Origin of the sequence: Paracidovorax anthurii, assembly GCF_003269065.1 — a bacterium.
Lineage (GTDB): Bacteria > Pseudomonadota > Gammaproteobacteria > Burkholderiales > Burkholderiaceae_C > Paracidovorax > Paracidovorax anthurii.
Genome location: NZ_QLTA01000003.1, coordinates 174,820 through 198,957, shown reverse-complemented (window position 1 = coordinate 198,957; position 24,138 = coordinate 174,820). Strand labels below are relative to the sequence as shown.

Sequence of the window (24,138 nt, the reverse complement as noted above, 5' to 3'; positions counted from 1 at the left end):
GATGATCATGGAGCCCTCCTTTTCCGCCGGCCTGGTCTGGTTCCGCCGCGACCTGCGCAGCGACGACCACGCGGCGCTCTACCACGCGCTGCGCCAGTGCCGCCAGGTGCACTGCGTCTTCGTCTTCGACCAGGCCATTCTCGCGCCCCTGCCCCGCGCCGACCGTCGCGTGGAGTTCATCCGCGCCTCGCTGGTGGAGCTGGATGCCTCTTTGCGCCAGCTCTCGGGCCACGCCCACGGCGGCCTGATCGTGCGCCACGCGGTGGCCTCCGACGACATTCCCGCCCTGGCCCGGCGCCTCCGGGTGGAGGCCGTCTTCGCCAACCACGACGACGAACCCCTGGCGCTCGAACGCGATGCGCGCGTGCGCCGCGCGCTGGACGCCGCCGGCATGCGGCTCCTGACCTTCAAGGACCACACGGTCTTCGAGCGCGCCGAGATCCTCACCCAGGGCGGCACGCCCTACACGGTCTTCACGCCCTACAAGAACGCCTGGCTGCGCAAGATCGACGCGTTCTACCTGAGCGCCTACCCCGTCGAGCGCCATGCCCGGCACCTCGCCCCGCGCCCGGACTGGGCACGCAGCGATGTGCCGGCGCTGGCCGACCTCGGGTTCGAGCCCTCCGGGCTCGACCACCTGCCGCTGCCCGCCGGGATGGGCGGCGCGCGCACCCTCTTCGACGACTTCCTCGCGCGCATCGACCGCTATGCCGATGCGCGCGATTTCCCGGCCGCCAAGGGCCCCAGCTACCTCAGCGTGCACCTGCGCTTCGGCACGCTCTCGCCCCGGCTCGCCGCGCGCACCGCCCACGCCCGCATGCGCGAGGGCAGCGCCGGCGCCGCCACCTGGCTGAGCGAGTTGATCTGGCGGGACTTCTATTTCCAGATCCTCGCGCACCATCCGCAGGTGGCCTCGGGCGCGAGCTTCAAGCCCGCCTACGACGCCATCGCATGGGAAGCCGGGGACCCGGCCCAGGCGCTCTTCGCCGCATGGTGCGAGGGCCGCACGGGCTACCCGCTGGTGGATGCCGCCATGGCCCAGATCAACCGGACGGGGTACATGCACAACCGCCTGCGCATGGTGGTGGCCAGTTTCCTCGTGAAAGACCTGGGGGTGGACTGGCGCTGGGGCGAGCGCTACTTTGCCGAGCGGCTCAACGACTTCGACTTCGCGGCCAACAACGGCGGCTGGCAATGGGCGAGTTCGAGCGGCTGCGACGCGCAGCCCTACTTCCGCATCTTCAACCCGGTGAGCCAGAGCCGGAAGTTCGACCCCGAGGGGCGCTTCATCCGGCGCTACCTCCCACAGCTCGCCGCGCTGCCCGACACCCTGCTGCACGCGCCCTGGAAAGCCAGCCCCCTGGAGCTGCAGGCCGCAGGCGTGGCCCTGGGCGGAAACTACCCGTGGCCCCTCGTGGACCATGACGAGGCGCGCGCACGCACGCTGGCCCGGTACGCCGTGGTGAAGTCCGCAGCTACGCCGGACTGACCGGCCAGGGCCGGCATGAAAGCGGCAACGGCCCCGAAGGGCCGTTGCTCCATGCCTGGGGCCTCCCCGCGGCCAACCCGTCAACCCGCTGCCGCGGTTTCCGCCTGCGAAGCCGCCGCACGGGCGTAGTGCTGCACCAGGCTCAGCAACTCCTCGTCGGAATACGGCTTGCCCAGATAGTGGTTGACGCCGAGTTCGGCCGCGTGCTCGCGGTGCTTCTGCGCGATGCGCGAAGTGATCATGATGATCGGCAGGTCGCGCAGCTGTGCATCGGCGCGGATGTTGCGCGCCAGATCGAAGCCATCCATGCGCGGCATCTCGATGTCCGACAGCACCACGGCGGGCCGCTCGTCCTGCAGGCGTTCGAGCGCCTGCAGGCCGTCGGCCGCGAGCGTCACGCGGTAGCCCTCGCGCTTGAGCAAACGCTGCGTCACCCGGCGCACGGTAATGGAATCGTCCACCACCAGCACCAGCGGAACCTGGTTGGTCTGCCCGAAGGGCACAGCGGCATCACCGCCCGCCGCCGCATCCGCAGCCGGCGCGGGCGAAGCGCCATCGGCTTCGGTGACTGCGGCGGACAGTGCAGCCACCTGCGCGCGCACCTGATCGCCGTACACGGTCGCCAGCGCCACCGGGTTGTAGATGAGCACCACGGCCCCGGAGGCCAGCACCGACATGCCGGCCAGACCCGGCAGGCGCGAAAGCTGCGGCCCCAGGTTCTTCACCACCACTTCCTGGTTGCCCAGCACTTCGTCCACGTGCATCGCGATGCGCTGCGAGGCGCTGCGCAGGATCACCACCGGCCGGGTGCGCCCCGCGGTCTCCTGGCTGCGGGTGGACGACTGCAGCAGCATGCCCGCCCAGAAGAAGGGCAGCGTCTCCACGCCGTCCTCGAACGCGCCCAGCCGGTAGGCTTCGTCCATTTCGCCGGAGCCCGTGCGGCGGACGATCTCGACGAGGTTGGCCGGCACGCCCAGCGTGAGCTGGCCCGCGCGCAGCATCACCACCTGCGTCACCGCGGTCGTGAGCGGCAGCACCATGCGGAACGACGTCCCCTGGCCCGTGGTGGTCGTGGTCTCGATGCGACCGCCCAGGGCGTTCACCTCCGACCGCACCACGTCCATGCCGATGCCGCGCCCAGACAGCCCCGTGACCTCGGTCGCCGTGGAGAAGCCGGGCATGAAAATCAGGTTCGCGGCCTCGGCGGGACCGACGGTGGCGCCTTCCGCGACCAATCCCTGGGCCACGGCCTTGGCCCGGATGCGGTCCAGGTCCAGCCCCGCGCCATCGTCGCGGAACTCGACGGACACGTCGTTGCCGTCGTGCTTGAGCGCCACGGTGATCATGCCCGTCGCCGGCTTGCCAGCCGCCGTGCGGACCTCGGGCGCCTCGATGCCGTGGGCCACGCAGTTGCGCAGCAAGTGCTCGAAGGCCGGAGTCATGCGGTCGAGCACGCCCCGGTCCATCTCGATCGAGCCGCCCGAGAGATCGAGCTTGATCTGCTTGCCCGTCTCCTTGGATGCCTGGCGCACCACCGCATAGAGACGCTCGGAGATGCCTTCGAACTCCACCATGCGGGTGCGCAGCAGATCGCGCTGCAATTCGCGCGCCTGCCGCCCCTGGGCGATCAGGTCGTCCTCAGCGCCTTCCATCGTGCGCTGCAGGTTGCGCTGCACGGTGGCCACGTCGTTCACCGACTCGGCCATCATGCGGGTGAGCTCCTGCACGCGGGTGAAACGGTCGAACTCCAGCGGGTCGAAGCCGACCGCCGAATCCTTCGACAGCGCGAGCCGCGACTGCATCTGCGTCTCGGCCTGCACCTCGATGTCGCGAAGCTGCTGGCGCAGGCGTTCCAGGTTGCCCGTGAGATCGGCCAGCGACCCCTTCATCTGGACCATGCGCGCATCCAGGCGCGAGCGGGCGATCATCACCTCGCCCGCCTGGTTGACGAGGCGGTCGAGCAATTGCGCGCGCACGCGCACCGACTGGCTCGCGACCGGCCGCACGGCCGTCATCTGCGACGCCGCGGGCAGGCGCGCCACGGGGCGCGGCGGAACCGCCGCATTGCCCTCGCCGGCCGCCACTCCAGCGGCGGCGGCGACTGGCAGCGGCGCGGCATCGGACAGCGTGGACACAGCCACCGGCTCGGCCAGCCCCTGGGAGCCGATGTTGCGCAAGGCATCGAAGCTGGCCTGCAGCCCGTCGAAACCCGCGAGCAGGAGCTCGATCAGGTCCGCCTGCGGGGCCTCCGTATCCACCTGCTCCACCGCCGATTCCAGACGGTGCGCCATTTCGCCCAGGCGCATCGCACCCGCAAGGCGCGAACTGCCCTTGAGCGTATGCAGGGCGCGCAAGGCCTCGTTGCGGGCCCCGAGGTTTTCGGGCCGCGCGGCCCACTGGCGCAGCGCAGCGCCCAGAACCGGCAGCAGCTCGATGGCCTCTTCCTCGAAGATCGGGAACAGATCCGGATCGATGACATCGAGGGCATCGATGTCGTCATCGATATCCGTGCCCGTCGGCGCCGCATGGACGACGACGTTGTCCACCGGCTCCTCGAACACGGGAACCGGCACCGACAGCGCGGGCACCACGTGCCCCCGCGGCGCGGCCACCTCTTCTGCGGCCGGCACGGGCAGGACCGGCGAGGAATCCGCCTCGGAGACGGCCTCCGGCACGGCATCGTGCAGGTCCGCTCCCTCCACGGCGAAGCTGGCAGACCCGCGGTCGTCCACATCGGTGATGGCCTCTTCGGCCAGATCGCCCAGCCCATCCAGACCCGAGGGGATCACCTCGGCTTCAAGAATCTGCCGCAGCTCCATCAACACCTGCGGGTTCGGCTCCTTCAGGAAGCCCGCGGCGAACTGGTGCAGCAGGCGCCGGATGTCTTCCGCCGCCGCCATGAATACCCGGGCCTGCTCTGGCGTGCCATGCGCCTGCAGTTGCACGTGCTGCAGCGCGTGCTCAAGCGCGCGGGCCATCTCGGACAGCGCGTGGAACCCCACCGTGGCGGAGCTGCCGGCCAGCGAATGCGCCAGGGCCACGGCCGTGTCGGGAAGGGGGTCGGGAAGCTCCAGCGCCCATTCCTGCAGGCAGGTGACCAGCCGGCGCGACCACTCGTCGGCCTCGTTCAGGTAGACGTTGTAGAGCGGGATACCGATGCGCAGCGTCTCGATGACCTTGACGGCCTCATCATGCGCCTCTTCCGCCGCGGGCACGGCGGGGGCCTGCTCCTCGGGTACCTCGATCAGGGCTGCGACCTCGGCGCCCGGCGGCACGGTGTCTTCCTCCACACCGGACAATGCACCCACGCTGGCATCGAGCGCCTCAGGCGTGTCGGCTCCCAGCGAAGAACCGTGCGCAGCGGCCGCATCGGCCTCCGCGTCCAGAGGGGACCGCTCGGACATGGCGGCCACGTCTTCGGCCGCAGGCACGGCCGTCGGCTCCAGCGGCACGGCGACCTCCGGCCCCTCACCCGCTTCCTGCACCGGCAACGCCAGATCCGCCCATTCGGCATCGGACAATTCCGGCAGGGGTGCCAGAGCATCACCGCCCAGCGCCGCGCTCTCCAGGGGAACGGGCAGTGCCGCTGACGGCGCAGCGGCCTCGGCGTCCAGGGGCACATCGAGCACCAGATCCGGGAACGATACCGGCTCTGTCGGCGCCTGGGCCTGCAGCGCATCCGCAGGCTGACTGGCACCGGTATCGGACGGGCTCGCGGAGAACGCGGAAAAATCGATGTCTTCGACCATCTCCACGGCCGGCACCTCGGCGGGCGCGACGTCGGAGAGATCCAGCAACGCATCGAATTCCGGAGGCTGCGTGTCGGCAAAATCCGGTCCGGCCTCGCGCACAGGCTCGGCATCGGATCCGAGATCCAGGTCCAGCGCGAAAGGCTCGTCCGCGACGGCGGCGGCCTCGGTGCTTTCCACGCCCGCCAACGCAGACATAGACGCAGACGCAGGCGTGGACTCCAAACCCAGCGGCAGGGCAACCTCGGGGGTCTCCGAGAGGTCGGCGACGGCACTGCCCGACGGTTCTTCCGCGGTAGCCGCCGGTGCGGATTCGGGCAACACCTCCGCGGCCGGCGCGTCCTGCGGCAACGGGGTGGGCAGGTTCGACGCATCGTCCACCGAAGCCAGTCCTGCCAGGGGCACATACTCGCCCCGCTCGCGCATCGCTTGCGCGGATTCCGCGAAAGGATGGGGGCTCCAGCCCTCGGCCCGGCCTGCCGCGATGTCGTCCGCCCACTGGCCGAATGCGCGCAGCGCCTCGCCGGAAAGCCGCACCATCGGCGGCTGCATGGGCTTTTGCTCGGCCAGCCAGGCATTGAGCACCTGCTCCAGCGCCCAGGCGGCTTCTCCGAAGGCATCGAGCCCCACCATCCGCGAACTGCCCTTGAGCGTATGGAACGCCCGCCGCAGCGTGGTTTGTTCGCTGAGGTCACCGGGATTGGTATCCAGCGCCTCGACGGCCGCCAAGCCATTGCCGACGACCTCGCGGGCCTCTTCCAGGAAAATATCGAGCAGTTCGCCTTCGTCCTCGCCATCCTCCTCGGCCACGGCGACAGGCGGGGCCTTCGGCGGCAGGGCCGCAGGCGACGGCACCGGAACGGCGGCTGGCGCCGGTGCGGGGGCGATGCTCAAAGGTGCGGGCACGGCCACCGGCTGCGGCTCCGCTGCCGGCACGGGCTGCGCGCCGCGCGCCTCGATATGGTTCTCCTGCTCTTCGGGCAGATCGCTGGCCCGGGTGCGGGTGCGGCCCATCAGGATGCGCAACTCGCCCAGCGCCTCGTCGTACACGAACAGCTTGCGCGCCATCGTGCGCTGGTAGCTGAGCATGTCGATCAGGAAGCCCAGCGCCCCGAGATTGCCGCCGAGCTTCTCGAACACCGCCTGGCGTTCAGCTTCCGGCACTTCGTTGAGCAGCAGCCGCTCGACGGTATCGCGCATGCGGACGACTGCCAGCGACGCCTGGTCCAGCCCCAGCACCGACAGCACGCCGCGCATCTGCGCCAGCCGGCTCGGAACGCTCGACAGCGCCGAGAGATCGCCGGGGTTGCGGAAATACTGGTCCATCGCCTTCTCGGCTTCGCCGAGCGTGGACCTCAACTCGTCCACCACGCTGCCCATGGTCTGGTGGTCGCTCACCCGGCGGTAGAGCTCCTCCATCCAGGGCTCCAGCGGGGCCGAATCCCCGCCAGCCGCCACGCGGTCGAGCCGCGCGGCAAGCCGGGCGGCGCGCTCTGCCATGTGATCCTGGGCGGACTCCAGCTCCTCGAAGGATGCCTGCAGGTACAGGACGGCGGTGGCGACCTCCATCGCCAGCGCGGGCGATGGCGGCTCGCCGGCGCGGGTGGTGGCGTCCACGGCCCGGGTCAACGCCTGCGCCAGGGCTTCGCTGCCGGGATGCAGCTTGGTCAGGGAATCGCAGACCAGGCTGAACTGGTCTGCCGCGGGCTTGAGCTTGTTGCGGTCCCCGCCGGCCAGCGCCGACCAGGTTTCCGTGGCGGCGGCAATGCGCTTGCGGGCCTGCGCGAGCAAAGCCGGATCGTAGAGGCCGAAACGCGGGGTGGCGTAGTCGATCGGCTTGAAGCGCTCCAGGCCGAAGGCCTGCCGAACGGCTTGCAGCGCCGAACGCTCTCCGGCGTCCGCCCCTGAAGGCGCACGGACCTGCGAGCAGAAGAAGAGCAGATCCTGCACGAGCCGATCGACGATCGTGGGATCGCCCTTGGCCAGCGTCGCATACTGCATCAGCACACGCGAGGCGACCCGCTTAACGTACACGTCGGGCACGAGGCGCTGCTGCGCCAACGCTTCGAAAAAGCCGGAACAGATCTTCCAGAATGCACGGGCCTGCCGGTCGGTCTGCGCAGCCGCGAAGCCCAGGCAGATGTCCTGCATGTCGCGCGCGGCGGCGGCATCGCCCGTCTTCACGATCCGCAGCACGGCCGCGTCCAGCCGGCTGCGCGCCTCGGCGCCATAGGCCAGCGGCTCGACATCGACGACGATGTCCGGCTCCCGGAAACGCCGCTCCACGGGCCACAGGTCTGCGGGATGCACGCGCTCGGCTCCCGTGAGCGCCTGCGCATCGCGGTACTGCGGGAACAGGGCCACCGGCGATACGGACTTGCCCGCCAGAACGCTTTCCAGATACTCCACCAGCGCGAAGCTGGCACGCTCGATCACCGCGGCGGCATCGTCGCTGCACAGCTCCGGCCGCTGGACGAACTTCTGGACCGCCGCCTCCATGGACCGCAGCACCAGCGCAGGCGGGCCCATCCCCACCATTTCGAGGGCACCGCTGGCCTGGTGCAACTGCTGCCGGGCAATGCGCAACGCCCCGGCATCCAGCGATGCGAGGTCGGATTCGCGTGCGACTTCGGCATCGCGCACGAAACGGCGCATGGCCTTGACGGCGCCATCGAGCGACTTGCGCAACTCATCGAGCACCCAGGCCAGGGGGCCCAGGTCTTGCTCCCCCTGGCTCCAGTCGGCTGCCGGTGCGTTTGCGGCGTCAATAGGTGACATGAATTCGTCCCCGGCTCCGCGAGCCGTTTCGTTGATGCAAGCGAGCGTGTCAGGCGATCTTGAAACGCGCAACCGATTGGCGGAGTTCTTCGGCCATGTGCGACAGCTCACGCACCTGCTGGGCCGTGGTACGCGTGCCTTCACCGGTCTGCTCGGTCACCGCGAAGATGTGCTGGATGTTGTCGGCCACTTCGTTGGCCAGTTCGGCTTCGCGCGATGCCGAGGACGAGATCTGCTCGATCAGCTCGGCGAGACGCCGGGACACGCGATCGATCTCGGTCAGTGCCGTACCTGCGGAGTCGGAGAGGCGGGCCCCCTCGACCACGCCCTGCGTGGAGCGCTCCATGGCGGCCACGGCATCCTGGGTGTCGGTCTGAATGGCCTTCACGAGCGCCGAGATCTGGCGCGTGGCGTCCGCTGAGCGTTCGGCGAGGCGCTGCACTTCTTCCGCCACCACCGAGAACCCGCGCCCCGCCTCGCCGGCCGATGCGGCCTGGATCGCGGCGTTCAGGGCCAGCACGTTCGTCTGTTCGGTAATGTCGGAAATCAGTTCCGTGATTTCACCGATCTCCTGCGACGACTCGCCCAGGCGCTTGATCCGCTTGGAGGTGTCCTGGATCTGGTCGCGGATGGAGTTCATGCCCCCGATGGCGTTCTGCACGGCCTGCAGGCCCGAGTCGGCGGCCTGCAACGACTGGCGGGCCACCGAAGCGGATTCCTGCGCCTGGGCGGACACCTCGTTGATTCGCGTCGCCATGTCGAGCACCGAACGGCCCGTTTCGCGAATTTCACGCAGCTGCTCGGTGGAGGCGGCCAGCAGCTCGGTGGACGTGCTGTCCACCTGCGCCGTCGTCTGGGCCACGCGGGTCGCCGTGTTCTGCACACTGCCCACGAGCTGGCGCAGCTCTTCCACCGTGTAGTTCACCGAGTCGGCGATGGCACCCGTGATGTCTTCGGTCACGGTGGCTTCCTGCGTCAGATCACCTTCGGCGACCGACTGCAGTTCGTTCATGAGACGCAGAATGGCGGCCTGGTTGGCGTCGTTGACGCGCTTGGCCTCCTGCTCCTGGCGGCGGGCATCGCGCTGCTGCATTTCGGCAGACGCCTGCCGGGCCCGGCTGTCCATCAGCTGCACGCGGGAGATGCCGACACCGCACAGCAGCACGAACAGACCCGCAGCCACGAGCGCGGCCAGCTGGCCGGCACCCAGGCCGGTCTGCTCCGACAGCTTGGTCTGCAGCGCTTCGAGCTGGCGGCGCAGCGGTTCGCTGTCGGCGATGATCGCAGACTGCGCCTCGCGGGCGGACACGAGACCTTGCAGGTTGCCCAGGATGGCGCCGGCCTGCGTGCGGGTCTGGTCGTAGACCTTGATGAGGTTCTCGAGCTGCTCGCGGGTCTGCGCATCGCGCGTGGGGGCCAAGCGCAGATCGGCGCTGCCGTCGAGCATGCCCTGGGCGATTTCGCGGAACGAGTTCAAGTCCTTGCCCAGCAGGAACACGGCCTCGGGGCTCACGCCTTCGGTCGTCTGGAATTCGTTGGCCGACTTGCCGATACGCTGCGTCAGCATCACGAGTTGGCCGGCGGCGGAGATTTCGGACGACGGTGCGTTCTGCTGCAGCTTGAGCGAGGAGATCGTCTCGGCGATTTCCAGCAGATCGGACGACTGGCGGTTGATGGTGCGCAGGGCGTCGCCGACCTGCGTCAGGATCTTCTGCTGCCCCATCACGACACCGGCATTGCGCTCGGCGCGCTCCATGAGCGGCATGATGGCATCCAGCTCGGGCTTGAAAGGCTCGCCGAGCGCCTGGACGCGCAGTTCATTGTCACCACTGCCCATGGCCCGGACGTTGCGGGCCAGCACGCCCGAGCTGTCCACCACGTCGGGGAACGCCTGCGGACTGCCCACCAGGGCCTGGGACACCGATTTGGCCAGGCGCTGCGACTGCATCAGCGCCTGACCGGTGGAGGCCAGTTGCTGGGCGGACCGGTCGGCCTGCTGCAACACCCAGCCGGCGATCAGCGCCAGCACCACCACGCCGATAGCCAGCAGCAACAGCAGCCTGCGCTGGTGCTGCGCAGGCGTCGCACGTCCCAGCAGGGGCAGGGCAACCAGGTCCTCATCGGCCAGCTCGCCTTCAGGAAACTGGGAGACCACCGACGGATCGCCCTGCACGCTGTGCATGCCGTCCGACTGGTACGACGCGGCGGAGAGAGAGTCCTGACCGGCGTCGCCCTCCGGAAGCGCGGCAGCGGCGTCCCCCGCGGGCTTGCGGTTGAAGAGTTTTGCAAACGGGTTCACGACGGACATGATGGTTCGGCCTTCAAGAAGAAAAGCTCAAGCGCTGATGCTGAGGAATGCGGGGTGTTGGGACAGGGCCTGCAGGTTGAGCTCCTGCCAGGGAGCACCATCGGCATCCCGGTACGTGGTGCCGAAATACGGCGGAGCGCCATCGGCGGGAGGATCCGAGTCCACGAAGGCATCGGTGCCGCGCAGTCCCGAGAGACGATCGACCAGCAGCGCCGCGTTCACTTCGAGAGCGCCATTGAGTGCGAGCAGGCTGGCCTCGGAAAGCGCCTGCTCCGTGCGGGCAACGGAATGCCCCAGCAGGCCGGCCAGATCCACGACGCCGATCAGCGAACCCCGCAGATTGGCGACCCCCAGGAACCAGCCCTGGGTATATGGCACGGGCTGGACCCCCGTCCAGGGAAAGATTTCCCCTGACTGCCCGAGCGGCAACAGGAAACGGCGGCCGGCCGACTCGACGGCCAGCCAGGATGACACGGACGAACCCTCGACCCGCGCGGCCTGCAGGCGGGCGGCCAGCCGGGTCTGGAGCTCTCGGAGCGCTTCACGATTGGCCATGGGACGGACGGACGAATCAGTTCAGGGCATCGATCTTGGCCTGCAACTCGGCAGGATCCACCGGCTTGGTGATGTAGCCGCGCGCACCCTGGCGCATCCCCCACACCCGATCGGTTTCCTGGTTCTTGCTGGTGCACATGATGATGGGCACGTCGGCGTACTGGGGGTCGCGGCTGATGGCGCGCGTGAGCTGGAAGCCGTTCTGGCCCGGCATGACCACGTCCATCAGGATGAGGTCGGGCTTTTCCTCGGCCAGGCGCCGGAAAGCCTCGTCGGCATTTTCCGCGGTACGAACCTGCATACCCTTTTTTTGCAGCAAGTCGGTCAAGAACATCAACTCGGTCTTCGAGTCGTCAACGACCAGAACTTTCTGGATAGGCATTACATCGCTCCTTGTTGGGCATTACCGAACTGCTGAACTGCTTTCAGCAGCTGGTCTTTGGTAAATGGTTTGGTGAGATATTCCTGGCACCCCACCATGCGCCCCCGTGCCTTGTCGAACACACCGTCTTTTGACGAAAGCATGACAACGGGCGTATCGGCAAAACGCGCATTGCGTTTGATGATGGCGCATGTCTGATACCCGTCGAGTTTCGGCATCAGGATGTCGCAGAAAATCAGTTGGGGCTGATAATCGTTCACCTTGGCCAGCGCATCGAAACCATCATCGGCAAGCAGGACCTCGTGCCCCCCCTGCTTGAGGAAGATCTCGGCGCTGCGTCGGATGGTGTTGCTGTCATCCACGACAAGCACCTTGAAGGTAGCGCCATTTGTGTTGGTCAATTTCGTCACCGCTCTTGATGGTAAAAAACGACGCTGACAGGAACCGCTCTCAGATCTGGACCATTTCGAAGTCTTCCTTGCGGGCTCCACATTCAGGACAGGTCCAATTCATGGGCACATCCTCCCAGCGGGTCTGGGGCGCTATTCCGTGCTCGGGAGAACCTGCGGCTTCGTCATATATCCAGCCGCAAATCAGGCACATCCAGGTTTTGAGGTCCGTCACAGCTTAAGGGGCCTTCACATAGAATGCAACGATTGTATCTAGACATCACCACGGGATGCAGCTTCCGTGCCACCCGTTACGCTGGTGCGGCGCAATGACCACAGATTTTCCATCTTCACTTACCCCTCCTCCTTCCAGCAGCCCGGAAAACGTTCCGGACGATGAAAATGGCGCACTGGTCTGCGTGATGGCTTTCAATGCCAGCGACCCGAGCGGCGCCGGCGGCCTCACGGGGGACATCGCCACCATCGCATCGGTGGGGGGCCACGCCGTGGCCATCGTGACCGGCGCGTACGTACGGGACACGGCCCAGGTGTTCGACCATTACGCGATGGACGACGAGGCCGTGGCCGAGCAGGCGCGCACGGTGCTCGAAGACCTCACCGTCCAGGCGATCAAGGTCGGGTTCGTGGGAAGCCCCGAGAACCTCAGCGCGATCGCTTCGATCGCCTCCGACTACGACGACGTGCCGGTGATCGCCTACATGCCCAACCTGTCTTGGTGGCGCGACGATCTCATCGACCAGTACCTGGATGCATTCCAGGAACTCCTGCTGCCCCAGACTTCCGTGCTCGTGGGCAACCACAGCACGCTCTGGCGCTGGCTGCTGCCGGACTGGGCGAGCGACCGCAAACCCTCCGCGCGCGATCTGGCCATGGCGGCGGCCGAACTCGGCGTGCCTTATCTGCTGGTCACCGGGATTCCCGCGCCGGAGCAGCATGTCGAGAATGTCCTCACCTCGGCACAGACGGTGCTGGGCACCACCCGCTTCGAGCTGTTCGATGCCACCTTCACGGGCGCGGGCGACACGCTCTCCGCCGCGCTCGCGGCGCTCGTGGCCAGCGGCAACGACCTCGGCGAGGCCACCAGCGAAGCCCTGACCTACCTCGACCGCTGCCTGGACAGTGGGTTCCGGCCCGGCATGGGGCACATCCTGCCGGACCGCATGTTCTGGGCCCAGCCGGACGACGAGGACGAAGACTCCGACGATGAGCCCCCGGTCGATCCCACGTCCACCGACGGCTTCGTGATGCCACCCCATGACACCCAGCACTGACCTCAATCTACCCCTCTTCGAGCGCGCCAAGGCGCTGATTCCCGGCGGCGTGAACTCGCCCGTGCGGGCCTTCAAGGCCGTCGGCGGCACGCCGCGCTTCGTGCAGCGCGCCCAGGGCGCCTACTTCTGGGACGCCAACGGCCAGCGCTTCATCGACTACATCGGCTCCTGGGGCCCCATGATCCTGGGCCATGGCCACCCGGCCGTGCTGGAAGCCGTGCAGAAGGCGGCTCTCGACGGCTTCTCGTTCGGCGCGCCCACCGAGCGCGAGGTGGATCTGGCCGAGGAGATCCTGCGCCACGTGCCATCGATGGAGATGATCCGCCTCGTCAGCTCGGGCACCGAGGCCGGCATGAGCGCGATCCGCCTCGCGCGCGGGGCGACGGGCCGCAGCAAGATCATCAAGTTCAACGGCTGCTACCACGGCCATGCCGATGCGCTGCTGGTCAAGGCCGGCTCGGGCCTCGCCACCTTCGGGCATGCGACCAGCGCCGGCGTGCCGCCCGAAGTGGTGCAGCACACGCTGGTGCTCGAATACAACGACGTCGCCCAGCTGGAAGAAGCCTTCGCCCTGCACGGCGCGGACATCGCGGGCCTGATGATCGAGCCCATCGCGGGCAACATGAACTTCGTGCGCGCCAGCGTGCCCTTCATACGCTGCTGCCGCGAGCTGTGCACGCAGCACGGCGCGCTGCTCGTGATGGACGAGGTGATGACGGGCTTTCGCGTGGCGCTGGGCAGCGCGCAGAGCGTCTATGCCCGCGAGATCCCCGGCTTCGCACCCGACATCACGGTGCTGGGCAAGGTGATCGGCGGCGGCATGCCGCTCGCCGCGTTCGGCGGCCCCCGCGCGGTGATGGAGCAACTGGCGCCGCTCGGCCCGGTCTACCAGGCCGGCACGCTGTCGGGCAACCCGGTGGCCACGGCCTGCGGCCTGGCGACGCTGCGCGAGATCAGCCGCCCGGGCTTCTACGAAGCGCTCGGCGCGCGCACGCGCGGCCTCATCGACGGGCTGGGCGAGGCGGCGCGCGCCGAAGGCGTGCCCTTCTGCGCGGACAGCGAGGGCGGAATGTTCGGCTTCTTCCTGCTGCCCGACCTGCCGCAGAACTACCCCACGGTCATGGCCACGGACGGCGCCCGCTTCAATGCGCTGTTCCATGGCCTGCTGGAGCGCGGCGTGTACATCGCGCCCGCGCTGTACGAGGCGGGGTTCGTGAGCAGCGCCCACACGGACCAGGACATCGCCGAGACGGTGGCGGCCGCCCGCGAAGTGTTCCGCACGCTCGCCCGCCGGTAACGCCCTGGCGCACGGCAGGCACTTCGGGCGGCAGGCACCCGCTTCGCGCCTCCCGATCGCGCCCGGGGGTTTCGCTGCACAGTGGCTGCGAAGCCGCGCATCGGGCGCGGCATCTGCCATCACAAACCAGCGAGCCAACCATGAGCCCCATAGATAACTTGGCATCTTCCCTGATCGCATGGAGCATGCGGCGGCAAAACCCGGTCGATGGAGGCAAAACGTCCTCCGCCGCATCGGGCGCCGACAGCCAGCCCTTGCAAAAGGCCATTGGAACCCTCCTGCAGGGATTCCTCCAAAAACTGTTCCAGGACCTCCGCTCCCAGTTCCAGGACAACGGCAGCCAGAACGACCAGAGCCCCCCCTCCGCGCCTCCTGCCAGCCCGCAGTCGCAAGCCCCGGCCTCCCGGAGCACCCCGTCGGCACAGCCCCCGGCGAGCGCCCCTTCCGACACAGCGGTGCCGAAGGACAAGGCGACATCGCCTCCACCCGCACCCGCACCCGCACCTGCGCCCGCACCCGCACCTGCACCTGCGCCTGCGGCGGACTCCACCGGGAACAAGGCCTCCGTGCCCGCCAAGTCCTCCGCGGCGTCGCCCGCGACGGCCCCGGCCACCACCGATGCAACGGCCGGTACGGGAGCCACCAAGCCGCCCGCGAACATGGCCGTCGGCCAGCCCAGCGGTGTCGTGGAGGTGAACAAGCCCATCGTGGTGAAGGCCGGAACGACCTTCAACGGAGAAGGCCAGTTGTTCCGCGCCGGCTCGGGACTGAACGGAGGAGGGACGGCCGAGACGAAACTGCCGATCTTCATCCTCGAACCCGGCGCATCGGTCAAGAACCTGCAGTTCGAAGGCGGCGACGGCATCCACCTGCTGGGCGATGCCAAGCTGAACAACGTGCACGGCCTGCAGACCGACGATGACTTCGTGACGGTGGACGGCGCCGAGAACCGCGCGGTCGATGCGCAGCGGGCCGGCTTCCCGCTGGCGAACATTCCCAACGACCGCCCGGCGGACGTGGAGATCACCAACTCCTCGTTCCGCAACAGCCACGACAAGGCCATCCAGATCAACGGGGACGCCAACCTCAAGCTCGACGGCATCTATGCCGAGAACATCGGCCAGTTGGCGGTCACGCGGGGCGGCTACCCGATCACGGCCCACGTGGACCTTGCCAACGCCACGCTGCAGGACCTCAAGGCCTTCGTGTTCCGCTTCGACTCGAAGAACTCCACCGCCAACATCACGAACACCGACGTGGACGGCGGCAAGACGCCCGTGAACGTGATGGCCGGCGCCCCCGGCAATATCCAGGGCGCCGGCAACGTCCGCCAGTCGGTCCAGACCGTCTGAACCCGTCCTGTACGGACACCCGACCCCACCCCGGGGCCGGGCAGGGATGCGCCGCTCAGTGGCGGAAGTGGCGTACTCCGCTGAACACCATGGCCACGCCGCGCTCGTTCGCGGCGTCGATCACTTCCTGGTCGCGCAGGGAGCCGCCCGGCTGGATGACGCAGGTCGCGCCGGCGTCCACCACCACGTCCAGGCCGTCGCGGAACGGGAAGAACGCATCGCTGGCCACCACCGTGCCGGCCAGCGACAGACTGGCGTGCTGGGCCTTGATGCTGGCGATGCGCGCGGAATCGAGGCGGCTCATCTGGCCCGCGCCCACGCCCATGGTCATGCCGCCCTTGCAGAAGACGATGGCGTTGCTCTTGACGTACTTGGCCACCTTCCAGGCGAAGAGCAGGTCTTCCATCTCTTCGAGCGTGGGCTGCTTCTTCGTGACCACCTTCAGGTCCATGAGCGACAGCTCGTGGTTGTCGGCCGACTGCAGCAGCAGGCCCGAGCCGATGCGCTTGCAGTCCATGGCGTTGCGGCCACGGTCCCAGGCGGTGGTGCCGCCGTGGTCCGGCAGCGCGATGCGCAGCAGGCGCACGTTGGCCTTGGGCTTGAAGATCTCCAGCGCCTCGGGCGTGAACGCGGGCGCCATCAGCACCTCGACGAACTGCTTGCTCACGAGTGCCGCGGCCGCGCCATCCACCGGGCGGTTGAAGGCGATGATGCCGCCGAAGGCGCTGGTCGGATCGGTCTGGAACGCCTTTCCGTAGGCCTGGGCCGCATCCAGGCCCACGGCCACGCCGCAGGGGTTGGCATGCTTGACGATCACACAGGCGGGCGCGTCGAAGCTCTTGACGCATTCCCACGCCGCGTCGGCGTCGGCGATGTTGTTGTAGGACAGCTCCTTGCCCTGGAGCTGTTCGCCCGTGACGATGGAGCCCGGGGCCGGATACAGGTCGCGGTAGAGCGCGGCCTGCTGGTGCGCGTTCTCGCCGTAGCGCAGGTCCTGCACCTTCACGAAGATGCCGTTGCTCTGGTCGGGGAAGCCCGTGCGCTCGGGCACGTAGCCGGCGCCGGGCTTGTCGGCCTCGAAGGCGATGGAGGAGAGGTAGTTGCTGATCGCGCCGTCGTACTGCGCGATGCGGTTGAACGCCGCCACCGAGAGCGCGAAGCGCAGCGCGTCCGTCAGCTTGCCGTGGGCCTGCAGCTCCTGCAGAACGGGGGCGTACTGCGCGGCGTCGGTCACCACACCCACGTCCTTCCAGTTCTTGGCGGCGCTGCGCACCATGGCCGGGCCGCCGATGTCGATGTTCTCGATGGCGTCGGCCAGCGTGCAGCCGGGCTGGGCCACGGTGGCCTCGAAGGGGTAGAGGTTGACCACGAGCAGGTCGATGGTGTCGATGCCGTGCTCGGCCAGCGCCGCCATGTGCGCCGGCACGTCGCGGCGGGCCAGCAGGCCGCCGTGCACCTTGGGGTGCAGGGTCTTCACGCGGCCGTCGAGCATCTCGGGGAACTGCGTGACCTCGGCCACCTCCGTGACGGGCAGCCCTTCCCGGGCGAGCAGCTGGGCGGTGCCGCCGGTGGACAGCAGGCGGATGCCCAGGGCATGCAGCGCGCGGGCGAATTCGACGATGCCGGTCTTGTCGGAGACGGAGAGGAGTGCGTTCATGGCGGTGGTGGGAGGGTTTTGGAATGAAATCTGGCCTATGTCGCCGAGATAATTGGATTGTTTGCTATTAAAAAGTGAGCAACCACCCAAAAATGGTTGCGTGGTGCCTCAAAGCAGCTTGTGGTCGACGAGCTTCTTGCGCAGCGTGTTGCGGTTCAGCCCCAGCCATTCGGCGGCGCGGGACTGGTTGTTGTCGGCGTGGCTCATCACCACCTCCAGCAGCGGCTTCTCGACGAGGCGCACGAGCATGTCGTACATGCCGTCGGGCGTCTCGCCGCCCAGGTCGCGGAAATAGCCCTGCAGGCTCTCGCGCACGCAGTCTTCGATGTTCTTCTTGCTCATGCGGGCAATCCTTCTTGTTCTTGTGTGCCGGTATCCAGATCGGCGTCCGTGCCGGCCCCTTCGGCCGGCGCGGCGGGGAGGCGGTCCATCTGCTGGCCCAGCGCCTCGAAATAGTCGGCCACGGCCTGCCATTGGGCGGCGCAGTCGTCGATGGTGTTGATGTGCTGGCGCAGCGCCTCGCCGCCGGGCAGCGCGCGCACGTACCAGGCGATGTGCTTGCGCGCGCTGCGCACGCCGGTCGGCTCGCCATAGAGGCCGTAGTGGTCCTGCAGGTGGTCGAGCAGCAGGCGGCGCACCTCGGCCACCAGCGGCGGCGCCAGGTGCTCGCCCGTGGCGAGGAAATGGCCGATCTCGCGGAAGATCCACGGCCGGCCCTGGGCCGCGCGGCCCACCATGACGGCGTCGGCGCCCGTGCGCGCCAGCACGTCGCGTGCCTTCTCGGGCGAGGTGATGTCGCCGTTGGCCACCACCGGCACGCGCACGGCCGCCTTCACGGCGGCAATGGTGTCGTACTCCGCGTGGCCGCGGTAACCCTGCTCGCGCGTGCGGCCGTGCACCGTGAGCATCTGGATGCCGACGCCCTCGAAGGCGCGCGCCAGCGTGACGGCGTTGCGGTGCTGCTCGCACCAGCCGGTGCGCATCTTGAGGGTGACGGGCACGTTGCGCGGCGCGCAGGCCGCCACCACGGCCTGCGCGATCTCCACGGCCAGGGCCTCGTTCTGCATCAGGGCGGAGCCCGCCCACTTGTTGCAGACCTTCTTGGCGGGGCAGCCCATGTTGATGTCGATGATCTCGGCGCCGCGGTCGATGTTGTAGAGCGCGGCCTCGGCCATCATGGCCGCGTCGGTGCCGGCGATCTGCACGGCGATCGGCCCGGGCTCGCCCTCGTGGTTGGCCCGGCGCGAGGTCTTGAGGCTGTTCCACAGGTCCTTGCGCGAGGTGACCATCTCGCTCACCGCGTAGCCCGCGCCGAGGGCCTTGCAGAGCTGGCGGAACGGCCGGTCCGTCACGCCCGCCATGGGCGCGACGAACAGATGGTTCGCCAGGGGGATGTGGCCGATGAGCATGGCGCGCGAGGGTGCTGAAAAAACAGGCGGCGGAAAAAAGAGGCGGGATTGTACCTGCTTAAATTTTCAGCAAATGAAAAGCAGACACCGGCATCCCGGACATGCCTGCCGGCGGCGGTGCGCGGACCGCCGGCCGGGTGCCTTCAGCGCGCGGGCCGGCGCTCCTGCGCCATGTGCCGCAGATAGGCCAGCAGGTCGTCCAGTTCGGCATCGCTGATCTGCCCGGGCCCGAAGCCCGGCATCGATTGCCCCGGCCAGCGGCGCACGCCGGCGGGGTCGCGGATGAGCTGGCGCAGCGCCTGCGGCTGGAAATACTCCACCGGGCTCATGGGCAGGTTCAGGTCGGGGCCCACCCGGGCCTCGCCGCCGCCATTCATCGCGTGACAGACGAAACATTGCGTCAGGAAGATGGCCTGCCCGCGGCGGCGCGCATCCGAGGCCGGCACCTGCGGCGCCACGGTGATCTGCGGCCACCGCGCCTCGGGCGAGGCGCGCACGTGCAGCCACGCCACGGCATAGGGCCATTGCTCGCTGCGCACGCCCGTGGCATCGGGCCACACGATGTAGAACGGCCCCGCCGTGCCCGTCTTGCCGGGCAACGCGGGCCACGGCGCGCCGGCCGGCTCGATGGCCAGCCAGGGCTGGGGGCGGGGCGCGCGCTGCAGGACCAGCGCCCCGGGCAATTGCGCCACGAAACCGTCGAGCGCCACCACCTCCAGCGTGTCCCGGGCCGACAGGCCCAGGCCTTCCAGCACCACGGCGAGCGGCACGGCGCGGTAGCGCATCGGGCGCTGGTAGGCCACGTCGGCGGGCACCGCGATCTCGCGCGCCTCGGGGTGGCGCTCCAGCGCGGCCGTCTCGTAGCGGCGCGCGGAGCCAGCGGCGTCCTCCGCCTGCAGTTGCGCGGCCGGGGCGGCCGTGCAAAGCAGCGCCGCCCCCATGGCACAGACCATGCCGCGCACCCACCGGCGCAGCGCTTCGCGGCCTTGGGCCGGCACATCGTGGAACCAACGCATGAAACAACTCCCCGGCCCCGCCGCGGAAGCGGCCGGACCCACGTCAACAGGCAAGGAACGCCATGGCGGCGCGGTCAGCGGCACATGGCGCGCCGCAGCGTAGTGGAGCCCGGCCCCACCGGCAAGCGCGGGCGCCTTTTCGCCACACCGCTTGACAGCGGGGAGCCGGCCACCCGCCTCCCGCCGCCCCTGGTCTTCAGAACGTGTTCACGATCTCAGAAGTACCCGTGCGCCGGCGCCTGCGGCTCGCCCCCTCGGGACGGGCCGTGGGGGCCCACCGGCTCCTGCACCACGACCTGGTTGCGCCCGCCCTGCTTGGCCATGTACATCGCCGTGTCCGCGCGCGAGAAAAACTCCAGCACCGATTCGCCCAGCATGTACTGCGTGACGCCGATGGACACCGTGACGCGGCCGCGCAGCGGCCCCTCCCAGGGGTGCGACTCCACCTGCGCGCGGATGCGCTCGCAGCTGTTGAGCGCGGGCAGCAGCGGCGTGGCCGGGAAGACCAGCAGGAACTCCTCGCCCCCGTAGCGGCCGAAGAAATCGTCCGTGCGCACCACCTGCTGGGCCAGTTGGGCAAACGTGCGCAGCACCTCGTCGCCCCCCAGGTGCCCCAGTTCGTCGTTGATGCGCTTGAAGTGGTCCAGGTCCACCACCGCGAGGCACAGCGGGATGCCGCTCTCGTCGGCCAACTGCTTCTGCTCCTCCAGCGCCGCGAGGATCGAGCGCCGGTTCAGGCACCCCGCCAGCGCGTCGCGGCGCGCGCTCTCGGCGATCGAGCGCATCTCGCTGCTGGTTTTCTGCAGCAGGCGGTGCAGCAGCCGCACGCGCCCCATCAACAGCACATAGGCCGGCAGCGCCAGCGCCAGCGCCACGAAATGCAGCACTTCCAGCCGCAGCAGCGCCGGGTTGCGCAACTGGACGTGGTGCAGCACCACGACCAGCGCATAGCCGGCCAGGATGCCCGCGCACACCAGCAGCGCCGCGCGGCGCGACAGCGTCAGCAGCCCATAGGCCATGGCCACGAACAGGAACGGCGCCAGGGCGATCTGCGTGGCGGGGTCGAGATAGAACACCAGCAGCAGGCACGCGGCCGCGGCCACCACGATCGGCAGGCGCAATTGCCGGTCGCGGAACCTCTCGTGCAGGCCTGCCCGGAAAATCGCCAGGAACAGCGCCACGCACGCGGCGATCAGCCCGGCCGTCACCAGCACCGTGGACAGCGAGGCCATGCCCAGCGCATGGAACACCAGCATGCACAGCAGATACAGCGTGCACAGCAGCACGGGCACAAGGCGCTTGTACGGGCGCCCCAGCCGGCGCCCCAGCATGCGCGCGGCCTGCAGCCCCGATCCCCGGAACTGGGCAGACTCCTCGAACTCGGAGAAAGCCTCGCTCTGCGGGAAAACGTCGGTATGGTCGAAACGCTCCCGCCCCCGCGTGCGCAACGTGACCCAGATGTTGGAAAAACCCATGGCGACTGAAGACCCCTCCACAAACACCAGACACCGCGCGATACGGCGCACAAGCGGCAGCAAGGCGCGGCCGGCGCGATTCGCGCTTTACCCGATGTTACAGAGTGATCGACCATATGTGTTGATTGCAATCACTCGATAGATAAAGCTTATCAAAACCAAGAAACGCCCGGTATTGACGGCATAGCGCACGCTACAGAGCCGATCATGGCCGCAACGCCAGACGGCGTGCCGGGCTACAGCGCCCGCAAGAACGGGCCCCTACACTCTGGCGCACCTATGGAAATCTGGATGCAACACCTGCTGGACCTGCTGGCCATGCCCCAGTACGGCCTCAGCACGGTCTTCATGGTGTCGTTCGTTTCGGCCACGCTGCTGCCCCTGGGATCGGAGCCCGCGGTGTTCGGCCTCATCCAGCTCAACCCCTCGCTCTTCTGGCCCACCATTCTCGTGGCCACCGCCGGCAACACCCTGGGCGGCGCCGTGAGCTGGTGGATGGGCCTGGGCGCCCACAAGGCCGTGGACAAGGCGCGCGGCGAGCACACCAACGTCCGCGCCCTCGCCTGGCTGCAGCGCTTCGGCCCCAAGGCCTGCCTGCTGAGCTGGTTGCCCGTGGTGGGCGACCCGCTCTGCGCCGTGGCGGGATGGCTCAAGCTGCCGTTCTGGCCCTGCGTGGCCTACATGGCGGCCGGCAAGTTCCTGCGCTATCTGGCGATGACGGCGGGCTTGCTGTACCTCTGGCCGGGGTCCATGCTGCACTGAATGCCGGCATGCCGCGCCGGAGGGCACGGCCCCTATCGGTCATCCATTCAAAGGCCGCTGAACCGTGCTCAGGGCGCCATCTCGCGCCGGCGCCGCCAGGCCCCTTCCAGCGTGTAGAGCAGCAGGGCTCCCCAGATCAACGCAAAGCCCGCGGCGCGCGCCGGCTGCACCGTCTCGCCGAACAGCCACACGCCAAGCCCGAGCTGCAGGCTGGGGGCGATGTACTGCAGCACCCCCATCGTCGCCAGCGGAATGCGCCGCGCACCCGCCGCGAACAACAGCAGGGGCACGGCAGTGATCGGCCCGGCCGCCACGAGCCAGCCGAGGGTGGCGGCATCCGCATGCACCCAGGCCGCCTGCCCGGTGAGGCTCAGCCAGGCCAGGCCGCCCACCGCCAGCGGCGCGAGCAGCGCCGTCTCCAGCGCCAGCCCCTCCAGCGCACCCAGCGCCGCCGTCTTGCGCAGCAGGCCGTAGAAGCCGAAAGTACCCGCCAGCACCAGCGCGATCCACGGCAGCCGGCCCGCCTGCACCGTGAGCCAGACCACGCCTCCCGCGGCCACGGCCAGCGCAAGCCACTGCCCCGGCCGGGGACGCTCGTGCAGAAAGAAATAGCCGATGGCCACATTCACCAGCGGCAGGATGAAATAACCCAGGCTCGCATCCACCACGTAATGGTGGTGCACGGCCCACACGAAGATCAGCCAGTTGGCAGACAGCAGCAGCCCGGAAAGCAGGAAGGAAGCCACCACGCGCGGCTGCCGGCGCAGCCTGACCAGCCAGGCCAGTTGCCGCTGCGCCGCCAGCACCACGAAGAGCAGCGCCATGGACCAAAGCATGCGGTGCATGACCACCTCCAGCGCCGGTACCGAAGCCACCCGATGGAAATACAGGGGCAACACCCCCCACACCGCATAGGCGAGCATGGCGTAGAGGATGCCGGGTTGCATGGAGCGGAGAGATTCGGCGAGGGGGCGGGGGAAGAAAGACGTGCGCGAACGACAAGGCAGCGCTGGAGGCCGCCGATGCTATCGCAGGCCCATGACGCCTGCATGGCGGCCGCACCGCCAGCCGCCATGGCCCCTCAAACTAGACGTTGAACAGGAAGTTCATCACATCGCCGTCCTTGACGACGTATTCCTTGCCTTCCGCCCGCATCTTGCCCGCGTCCTTCGCGCCCTGCTCGCCCTTGTACTGGATGAAGTCGTCGAAGGCGATGGTCTGCGCACGGATGAAGCCGCGCTCGAAGTCGCCGTGGATGACACCTGCGGCCTGTGGCGCGGTGTCGCCCACATGGATGGTCCAGGCACGCACCTCCTTCACGCCGGCGGTGAAGTAGGTCTGCAGGCCCAGCAGCTTGAAGCCGGCCCGGATCAGGCGGTTCAGGCCGGGCTCGTCCTGGCCCATCTCGGCGAGGAACATGTCGCGGTCCTCGTCGCTCATCTCGGCCATCTCGGATTCGATCTTGGCGCAGATGGCCACCACGGGCGCGTTCTGCGCGGCGGCGTATTCCTTCAGGCGGTCGAGCAGCGGGTTGTTCTCGAAGCCATCCTCGGCCACGTTGCCCACGAACATCGCGGGTTTGGCGGTGATGAGGCAGAACTGCTTGAGCAGGGGCGCGTCCTCCTTGCTCACGGCGACCGTGCGGGCGGGCTTGCCCTCGTTGAGCGCGTCCTGGATGGGGTTGAGCAGCGACACGAGCTTGGCGGCTTCCTTGTCGTTGCCGGACTTGGCGGCCTTGCTGTAGCGGTTGAGCGCCTTCTCGACGGTGGCGAGGTCGGCCAGGCACAGCTCGGTCTGGATGACCTCGATGTCGGCGATGGGGTCCACGCGGCCGGCCACGTGGATCACGTTCGGGTCTTCAAAGCAGCGGACCACGTTGACGATGGCATCGGTCTCGCGGATGTGGGCCAGGAACTGGTTGCCCAGGCCCTCGCCCTTGCTCGCGCCGGCCACGAGGCCCGCGATGTCCACGAACTCGACGATGGCCGGCACGACGCGCTCGGGCTCGATGATCCCGGCCAGTTGCTGGAGGCGCGGATCGGGCACCTCGACCACGCCGGTGTTGGGCTCGATGGTGCAGAAGGGATAGTTCTCCGCCGCGATGCCGGCCTTGGTCAGCGCGTTGAAGAGGGTGGACTTGCCGACGTTGGGCAGGCCCACGATGCCGCATTTCAGGCTCATGGCAGGGCTTCCTGGGGTTTCGGGAAAAACCCGTGATTTTACGGGCT

18 protein-coding genes are annotated in these 24,138 nt (G+C 68.5%); 5 read left to right on the top strand and 13 right to left on the bottom strand.

What is annotated here, in order from left to right:
- Positions 1–7 precede the first annotated feature (7 nt).
- Entirely contained in the window at positions 8–1,489 is a 1,482-nt protein-coding gene (locus AX018_RS03000; RefSeq protein ID WP_111875874.1) for a cryptochrome/photolyase family protein, read from the top strand.
- A gap of 80 nt (positions 1,490–1,569) precedes the next feature.
- Here AX018_RS03000 and AX018_RS02995 read toward each other — a convergent pair whose 3' ends face one another.
- Genes AX018_RS02995 through AX018_RS02970 form a run of 6 tightly spaced genes read right to left on the bottom strand, consistent with a single transcriptional unit; the run spans position 1,570 to position 11,885 of the window.
- Positions 1,570–8,016 carry a FimL-related protein gene (locus tag AX018_RS02995; RefSeq protein ID WP_111875828.1) on the bottom strand — a complete coding sequence of 2,149 codons (6,447 nt, stop codon included), beginning with the start codon at positions 8,014–8,016 and terminating at the stop codon, positions 1,570–1,572.
- A 49-nt stretch (positions 8,017–8,065) separates the two neighbouring features.
- Positions 8,066–10,324 carry a methyl-accepting chemotaxis protein gene (locus tag AX018_RS02990; protein ID WP_111875827.1) on the bottom strand — a complete coding sequence of 753 codons (2,259 nt, stop codon included), beginning with the start codon at positions 10,322–10,324 and terminating at the stop codon, positions 8,066–8,068.
- Positions 10,325–10,351: 27 nt separating this feature from the next.
- Entirely contained in the window at positions 10,352–10,879 is a 528-nt protein-coding gene (locus AX018_RS02985; RefSeq protein WP_111875826.1) for a chemotaxis protein CheW, read from the bottom strand.
- A 16-nt stretch (positions 10,880–10,895) separates the two neighbouring features.
- On the bottom strand, positions 10,896–11,261 hold the full coding sequence (locus AX018_RS02980) for a response regulator (RefSeq protein ID WP_011794058.1): 366 nt from the start codon (positions 11,259–11,261) through the stop codon (positions 10,896–10,898).
- Positions 11,261–11,671, bottom strand: a complete 411-nt coding sequence (locus AX018_RS02975; RefSeq protein WP_092952619.1) for a response regulator — start codon at positions 11,669–11,671, stop codon at positions 11,261–11,263. The genes AX018_RS02980 and AX018_RS02975 overlap by 1 nt, the downstream gene beginning before the upstream one ends.
- A gap of 40 nt (positions 11,672–11,711) precedes the next feature.
- On the bottom strand, positions 11,712–11,885 hold the full coding sequence (locus AX018_RS02970) for a rubredoxin (protein WP_111875825.1): 174 nt from the start codon (positions 11,883–11,885) through the stop codon (positions 11,712–11,714).
- 94 nt (positions 11,886–11,979) lie between these two features.
- Between AX018_RS02970 and thiD the strand changes: the two genes are divergently transcribed.
- The 3 genes from thiD to AX018_RS02955 all read left to right on the top strand — a co-directional run bounded on the left by thiD (position 11,980) and on the right by AX018_RS02955 (position 15,591).
- Positions 11,980–12,942: a bifunctional hydroxymethylpyrimidine kinase/phosphomethylpyrimidine kinase gene (gene thiD / locus AX018_RS02965; protein ID WP_111875824.1), complete on the top strand. Its 963-nt coding sequence runs from the start codon at positions 11,980–11,982 to the stop codon at positions 12,940–12,942.
- Positions 12,926–14,239, top strand: coding sequence for a glutamate-1-semialdehyde 2,1-aminomutase (gene hemL / locus AX018_RS02960; protein WP_111875823.1), 1,314 nt, complete (start codon positions 12,926–12,928; stop codon positions 14,237–14,239). Before thiD ends, hemL begins: the two co-directional genes overlap by 17 nt.
- A gap of 566 nt (positions 14,240–14,805) precedes the next feature.
- Positions 14,806–15,591, top strand: coding sequence for a pectate lyase (locus AX018_RS02955; protein WP_245951403.1), 786 nt, complete (start codon positions 14,806–14,808; stop codon positions 15,589–15,591).
- A gap of 55 nt (positions 15,592–15,646) precedes the next feature.
- Here the strand turns inward: AX018_RS02955 and purH are convergent, their stop codons facing one another.
- The 5 genes from purH to AX018_RS02930 form a co-directional block, all read right to left on the bottom strand.
- The gene (gene purH, locus AX018_RS02950) at positions 15,647–17,248 is read right to left on the bottom strand and encodes a bifunctional phosphoribosylaminoimidazolecarboxamide formyltransferase/IMP cyclohydrolase (RefSeq protein WP_111875821.1); all 1,602 of its coding nucleotides are present in this window, start codon (positions 17,246–17,248) and stop codon (positions 15,647–15,649) included.
- A 108-nt stretch (positions 17,249–17,356) separates the two neighbouring features.
- Positions 17,357–17,590 (bottom strand): Fis family transcriptional regulator, encoded by a 234-nt coding sequence (locus tag AX018_RS02945; RefSeq protein WP_111875820.1) that lies wholly within the window; start codon positions 17,588–17,590, stop codon positions 17,357–17,359.
- Positions 17,587–18,657, bottom strand: a complete 1,071-nt coding sequence (gene dusB, locus AX018_RS02940; protein WP_111875819.1) for a tRNA dihydrouridine synthase DusB — start codon at positions 18,655–18,657, stop codon at positions 17,587–17,589. Before dusB ends, AX018_RS02945 begins: the two co-directional genes overlap by 4 nt.
- Before the next feature lie 143 nt (positions 18,658–18,800).
- On the bottom strand, positions 18,801–19,673 hold the full coding sequence (locus AX018_RS02935) for a c-type cytochrome (RefSeq protein WP_170146165.1): 873 nt from the start codon (positions 19,671–19,673) through the stop codon (positions 18,801–18,803).
- Between the two features lie 215 nt (positions 19,674–19,888).
- Positions 19,889–21,148, bottom strand: coding sequence for a GGDEF domain-containing protein (locus tag AX018_RS02930; protein ID WP_111875818.1), 1,260 nt, complete (start codon positions 21,146–21,148; stop codon positions 19,889–19,891).
- 279 nt (positions 21,149–21,427) lie between these two features.
- Between AX018_RS02930 and AX018_RS02925 the strand changes: the two genes are divergently transcribed.
- Positions 21,428–21,910: a YqaA family protein gene (locus tag AX018_RS02925; protein ID WP_111875817.1), complete on the top strand. Its 483-nt coding sequence runs from the start codon at positions 21,428–21,430 to the stop codon at positions 21,908–21,910.
- Positions 21,911–21,978: 68 nt separating this feature from the next.
- Here AX018_RS02925 and rarD read toward each other — a convergent pair whose 3' ends face one another.
- Positions 21,979–22,857 carry an EamA family transporter RarD gene (gene rarD, locus AX018_RS02920; protein WP_111875816.1) on the bottom strand — a complete coding sequence of 293 codons (879 nt, stop codon included), beginning with the start codon at positions 22,855–22,857 and terminating at the stop codon, positions 21,979–21,981.
- Positions 22,858–22,996: 139 nt separating this feature from the next.
- A complete protein-coding gene (gene ychF / locus AX018_RS02915; protein ID WP_111875815.1) occupies positions 22,997–24,091 on the bottom strand; it encodes a redox-regulated ATPase YchF in 1,095 nt (364 codons plus the stop codon).
- Positions 24,092–24,138 lie beyond the last annotated feature (47 nt).

Excerpts from the sequence above, each read along its gene's own strand:
- AX018_RS02980 (WP_011794058.1), bottom strand. The coding sequence starts at position 11,261 with ATGCCTATCCAGAAAGTTCTGGTCGTTGACGACTCGAAGACCGAGTTG.
- AX018_RS02995 (WP_111875828.1), bottom strand. The coding sequence starts at position 8,016 with ATGTCACCTATTGACGCCGCAAACGCACCGGCAGCCGACTGGAGCCAG.
- AX018_RS02945 (WP_111875820.1), bottom strand. The coding sequence starts at position 17,590 with ATGAGCAAGAAGAACATCGAAGACTGCGTGCGCGAGAGCCTGCAGGGC.
- AX018_RS02925 (WP_111875817.1), top strand. The coding sequence starts at position 21,428 with ATGGAAATCTGGATGCAACACCTGCTGGACCTGCTGGCCATGCCCCAG.
- AX018_RS02990 (WP_111875827.1), bottom strand. The coding sequence starts at position 10,324 with ATGTCCGTCGTGAACCCGTTTGCAAAACTCTTCAACCGCAAGCCCGCG.
- rarD (WP_111875816.1), bottom strand. The coding sequence starts at position 22,857 with ATGCAACCCGGCATCCTCTACGCCATGCTCGCCTATGCGGTGTGGGGG.
- AX018_RS02930 (WP_111875818.1), bottom strand. The coding sequence starts at position 21,148 with ATGGGTTTTTCCAACATCTGGGTCACGTTGCGCACGCGGGGGCGGGAG.
- AX018_RS02935 (WP_170146165.1), bottom strand. The coding sequence starts at position 19,673 with ATGCGTTGGTTCCACGATGTGCCGGCCCAAGGCCGCGAAGCGCTGCGC.
- thiD (WP_111875824.1), top strand. The coding sequence starts at position 11,980 with ATGACCACAGATTTTCCATCTTCACTTACCCCTCCTCCTTCCAGCAGC.
- purH (WP_111875821.1), bottom strand. The coding sequence starts at position 17,248 with ATGAACGCACTCCTCTCCGTCTCCGACAAGACCGGCATCGTCGAATTC.
- ychF (WP_111875815.1), bottom strand. The coding sequence starts at position 24,091 with ATGAGCCTGAAATGCGGCATCGTGGGCCTGCCCAACGTCGGCAAGTCC.
- dusB (WP_111875819.1), bottom strand. The coding sequence starts at position 18,657 with ATGCTCATCGGCCACATCCCCCTGGCGAACCATCTGTTCGTCGCGCCC.
- AX018_RS02985 (WP_111875826.1), bottom strand. The coding sequence starts at position 10,879 with ATGGCCAATCGTGAAGCGCTCCGAGAGCTCCAGACCCGGCTGGCCGCC.
- AX018_RS03000 (WP_111875874.1), top strand. The coding sequence starts at position 8 with ATGGAGCCCTCCTTTTCCGCCGGCCTGGTCTGGTTCCGCCGCGACCTG.
- hemL (WP_111875823.1), top strand. The coding sequence starts at position 12,926 with ATGACACCCAGCACTGACCTCAATCTACCCCTCTTCGAGCGCGCCAAG.